The organism is Streptococcus humanilactis, from assembly GCF_019448275.1.
Lineage (GTDB): Bacteria > Bacillota > Bacilli > Lactobacillales > Streptococcaceae > Streptococcus > Streptococcus humanilactis.
In genome coordinates, this window is record NZ_JAHXBZ010000012.1 from 1 (window position 1) to 4544 (window position 4544).

A 4544-nucleotide genomic window follows, 5' to 3' on the forward strand; every position below is an offset into this window, starting at 1 on the left:
ATGATTAAAACCAGTGGAACTTACCCTGACACGGATTTCCACTGGTTTTTAGAATTTTTATCAGACTAACTTCCACTTGGATTAGCGGTGGAACTTAGTTTGGGAATTTACCTAATTTTAGCTCTTTTGTAGTGCTCCCCCAAAAAAGAAAAAGGAGGAATCCCACCCTCCTAAAGTTAGTATTGTTCCATTCAATCCCATCAATTTTAACACATAATGTTCAAAAAATATTATATCATCACAACCAACCAGAATCTTTCGCGATATTAGCTGCCTCTGTTCGATTACCTGCATCTAGTTTCGAAAGAATATTGGTGACATAGTTTCGGACTGTTCCGTTGGATAAATAAAGTTGATCCGCAATTTCTTGATTGGATAAGCCCTTAGCAATTCCCTCTAAAACGGCAATCTCTTGTTCTGTCAACGGATTGGGATGCGTCATCACCACTTCCATCAATTCAGGCGAAAACTCCTTGCGCCCCTCTAGGACGGTGTGCAAGGTTTTCATGAGGTCTGCAATGCTTCTTTCTTTCAAGACATAAGCATCTACTCCAGCCTTGACTGCACGTTCAAAGTAACCAGGGCGCTTGAAGGTCGTCACCACAACCACCTTTGTTTCTAAATTTTCTGCTCGTATCCACTCCAAGACTTCAAGACCTGTCTTAACAGGCATTTCTACGTCAAGAACGGCGATGTCAACAGACTCCTTTTCTAATAGTTGGATTGCTTCCTGCCCATTCTTGGCTTGAAGAATATACTCCACATCTGGTTGAAAGGTAAGCAATTGACACATAGCATCTCGCAACATACTTTGATCTTCTGCAACAAGTATTTTCATCTTAGTTTCTCTCCTTATAAGGTAGTCGAACCTGAACTTCTGTCGGTTGTTTCCAACTAATTACCTTTACTTCTCCCGAAAATGGAAGAACACGATCTCGGACTGTATGGAGCTCATCCCCCTTTATAGAAGCAAAGCCACAGCCATCATCACTTACTGTTAAAAGGAGTTCCTTCTCTGTCCGTTCTAATTTTAAGTAAGCTTTAGACGCATTGGCATGTTTGATGATATTGGTTACTAACTCAAGCAAAATCATGGAAGCCGTTGACTCCAATTCCTGAGTAAGGCTAGCAGTATCTAGTTGATTAGCCGTTTCCACCTCAATTCCAGCAATCTCTAGTATCTTTTTGACAGTTTCAAGTTCTGATGCTAAGGTCCGTGATTTCAGATTTTCCACAATGGTTCGCACTTCATTCATGGAATCCTTGCTTATCTGGTGAATTTCTTTTAATTCCTTTTCCACCTGTGGATAAGCCTCCATCTGAAACAACTGCAAGGCTAAATCTGTCTTGACACTCAGCATAGCAAAGGTATGCCCCAGACTATCATGTAAATCCTGACCGATACGACTGCGTTCATTTTCAGCAAGTAATAGATTTATCTGGGCATTTTGCTTGACCTGCGCTTCTTTCAAATCCTCCACAATCCGAATCCGAACCAAACCAAAAGTCATTAAATCGACAAAAGCAAGAATTACAAGTAGATAGAATAGAAACTCAACTTCGATTCTCTGAAAAATCAACAGTTGGCCCACAACAAGGACTTGAGCAAGAAGAAAAGTCCAGACATGTAAAGACTTTAAACCACCTAAGCTGAAATGATAACTTAAGAGATTGGATAGGAAAAAGAAAAACCAGATATAATTAACAGCAACAAAGGCAGTATTCCCAACTACATAAGTCAGCATGATCCCCCAGAAAAGCCAAGATAGGCGCTGGCTCTTAGTTGTTAAAATACCCAAATACGCCACTACAAATAGAATATCAATCAATAAATGCCAGGCAGAAAGCCACCCAGTCACTACAGGTAGGATGGGGAAAATCATAAAAATTAAACTGACCCAGAACATATAATGTATGCTTTTCAGTCTTTCAAACATTAAGTATTCTCCTTATGACCTTGAAGGTAAATGGTCAAACCAAACAAAATTGCTGAAAAAACAAGTAGATAAACTGTGGCTGATAGATTGATGCCACCCTCATTTAAAAATGTCTTGATCAATTCCATCAACTGATAGCTTGGTAGACGCTTCCCGATTGCTTGCATCCAGTCTGGAAATAAAGAGACGGGCATCCAGAGTCCGCCTAAAACAGCCAAGCCAAAGTAAAGAAGATTGCCCACGACAGACATCAGCTGACTAGAAGGCAAGAGTGTCAAGGTCAAGCCAAGTGCTACAAATGCAATACTTCCCAAAATCAGCAAGAGCGCCGCCCCAATCCAATTTCCAAGAGACATGTCCACACCTCTTACAAAGTGCCCAACTGAGAAAACCACCAAGATTGAAACCAAATAATCAACCAGCATACTTGTTATCTTTGATAGATAATATTCTACCATATTTACAGGGCTATGACGTAATGTTTTCTGCCAGTTGTTGATTTTATCGGTATGTAAAACAACTGGGAATGAGAAGATAGCTGTCGACATCATGGAAAAGGCTGTCATGGAGATGAGGTAATCACGCATAAAATTAGCTGGTCCACCAGGTGTGTTCTGGTACATGCCTGAAAAGAATAAATAGAAGGCTGTCGGCATTCCTACGGATAATAGATAATAGACTGATTGCCGTTTGGTCAATAGAAATTCTATCTTATTTAATGCGATCCATCGTTTCATCTTAGTCAGCTCCCTTTTGTGTTTCTTCAAAGATTGTATCCAGCAAACTGCGGTTATTAACTTCAATTTCTTGTATGCTACATCCTGCTTGAACTAACAGTTGCCAGAAAGCATTTGCCTCTCGTGTGACTACTTGTAGAGCATCCTGTTTTTGTACCCAGTTGTCAACCAAGTTTGACTGCTCAACGACTTCCTTGTAAGCCAAAGGAAGGATAAAATGCTTTTCAATCTCCTCACTACGCATGGCTAGAGGCGTCGTATCACGAATCAACTCTCCCTTATTCAAGACCAAAATCCGGTCAGCTGTATGCTCTACCTCTTCGATATAATGGGACGAATAGAGAATAGTGACTCCCTGCGCTTTTAGGTCCTGAACAATTTCCCAAAAACGTTGACGGGTAGAGGTATCCATGGCAGCAGTCGGTTCATCTAAAAAGACAAGCTTTGGTCGCCCAATCAAGGTCAAGACAAAAGAGAAGAGACGCTTTTGCCCACCTGACAATTTTTCTGCAAATTGCTCTTTTTGTTGCTTGTCAAACTGCAATAGTTGATCGATCTCCTGGTTGCTCAAGGGATTTGGATAAATACTTTGAAAGAAAGCAATCAACTCTTTGACCTTTAATTTCTGAACGATGACATTTTCTTGAGGGAGATAGGATCTTGTGTAGTCTAACTGAGAACTCGTCACTGGCAAGCCTTGGATGGATACTTGACCGCTTGTGACCAGTTTATCTCCAAGCAAACAGTCCAAGAGTGTGGTCTTCCCAGCACCATTGGGACCAATCAAGGCGACGCATTCACCTTCTGTTACCTCAAAGGAAATATCCTTCAAAATAGCCTTGCCCTTGATGTTTTTATTTAGGCTTTCTACCTTAATCATGTTCATCATATTCTCCTTTCAGCCACTCCTTTCCCATCGGAAAGGCGATAAAAATCATAAATCCTAGACCCCAGGCACCGCGAATGGCTTGGTGAAGGAAGGCTTGATCAAACCAACCTGTAAACATTTCTACCAACCATACCACTAGTGATAGTCCAATAAAAAGATAGAGAAACGCTTTTTTCATTTTTCAAACTCCTTTTTCACATCTGAGACTAATTTCAAACCTTCTCGGATAAGCCAGGACATCATTCCAAATCCTGCAAATAGCTCCCAAGGAAAATGATAGAAACCTTCATCCAATCCTGAGAACATGAGATAAGTCATGACTCCTGCTGCTACTAAACTCATTGCGACAATTACTTTATGTTTCATTTTTTCTTCCCCCCTTTCATACTTCAATTATAGTCTTTTGAAGTTAGCGGAGCTAGATGCTTCTGTCACAAGGAAATATGACAAATGTCATAAAAGATTCTGTTCAAAACAAGCAAGATACACTATACAATAAAACACAAGTAGAAAAATCTAAGGCAGCTTCCTTAAAAGAAATATCAAACCCAATTCACACTATATTGAAAACCAATACTTATTTAAAATCAAAAGAGCGGAAATTTTTATCGTACAAAACACATATATTATAGGCAGAGTAAAAAACTCTTCAATTACTTTCTTAAAAGTTTGTAAGAATTATACAATATGTTAAATTTTGATTTATGTACCTAAACTACTGTATTCATTGAACAAATCAGGAAACAAAAAAGTATACGCGATCAAAATGAATTACTGAAATTAAAAAGAGAGAAGCAAACTGATTCTCTCTTAATGTATATAATATCTAGTTAAATAAAAAAAGATACGCTTACGTATCTCTGTAATGTATCGGGAAGACAGGATTCGAACCTGCGACACCTTGGTCCCAAACCAAGTACTCTACCAAGCTGAGCTACTTCCCGAGTTAAATAGAAAAATGCACCCTAGAGGAGTCGAACC

6 protein-coding genes and 1 tRNA gene are annotated in these 4544 nt (G+C 39.5%); all 7 read right to left on the minus strand.

What is annotated here, in order from left to right:
• Positions 1–238: 238 nt before the first annotated feature.
• Positions 239–838: a response regulator transcription factor gene (locus tag KV696_RS09540; RefSeq protein WP_219967529.1), complete on the minus strand. Its 600-nt coding sequence runs from the start codon at positions 836–838 to the stop codon at positions 239–241.
• A gap of 1 nt (position 839) precedes the next feature.
• A complete protein-coding gene (locus KV696_RS09545) occupies positions 840–1937 on the minus strand; it encodes a sensor histidine kinase (RefSeq protein ID WP_219967530.1) in 1098 nt (365 codons plus the stop codon).
• Positions 1937–2674 (minus strand): ABC transporter permease, encoded by a 738-nt coding sequence (locus KV696_RS09550; protein WP_219967531.1) that lies wholly within the window; start codon positions 2672–2674, stop codon positions 1937–1939. Before KV696_RS09550 ends, KV696_RS09545 begins: the two co-directional genes overlap by 1 nt.
• Position 2675: 1 nt before the next feature.
• Entirely contained in the window at positions 2676–3560 is an 885-nt protein-coding gene (locus KV696_RS09555) for an ABC transporter ATP-binding protein (RefSeq protein ID WP_219967533.1), read from the minus strand.
• Positions 3547–3741 carry a hypothetical protein gene (locus tag KV696_RS09560; protein WP_219967532.1) on the minus strand — a complete coding sequence of 65 codons (195 nt, stop codon included), beginning with the start codon at positions 3739–3741 and terminating at the stop codon, positions 3547–3549. Before KV696_RS09560 ends, KV696_RS09555 begins: the two co-directional genes overlap by 14 nt.
• A complete protein-coding gene (locus KV696_RS09565) occupies positions 3738–3929 on the minus strand; it encodes a hypothetical protein (RefSeq protein ID WP_000681201.1) in 192 nt (63 codons plus the stop codon). The genes KV696_RS09560 and KV696_RS09565 overlap by 4 nt, the downstream gene beginning before the upstream one ends.
• A 504-nt stretch (positions 3930–4433) precedes the next feature.
• A tRNA-Pro gene (locus tag KV696_RS09570) sits at positions 4434–4507 on the minus strand.
• Positions 4508–4544: the final 37 nt, after the last annotated feature.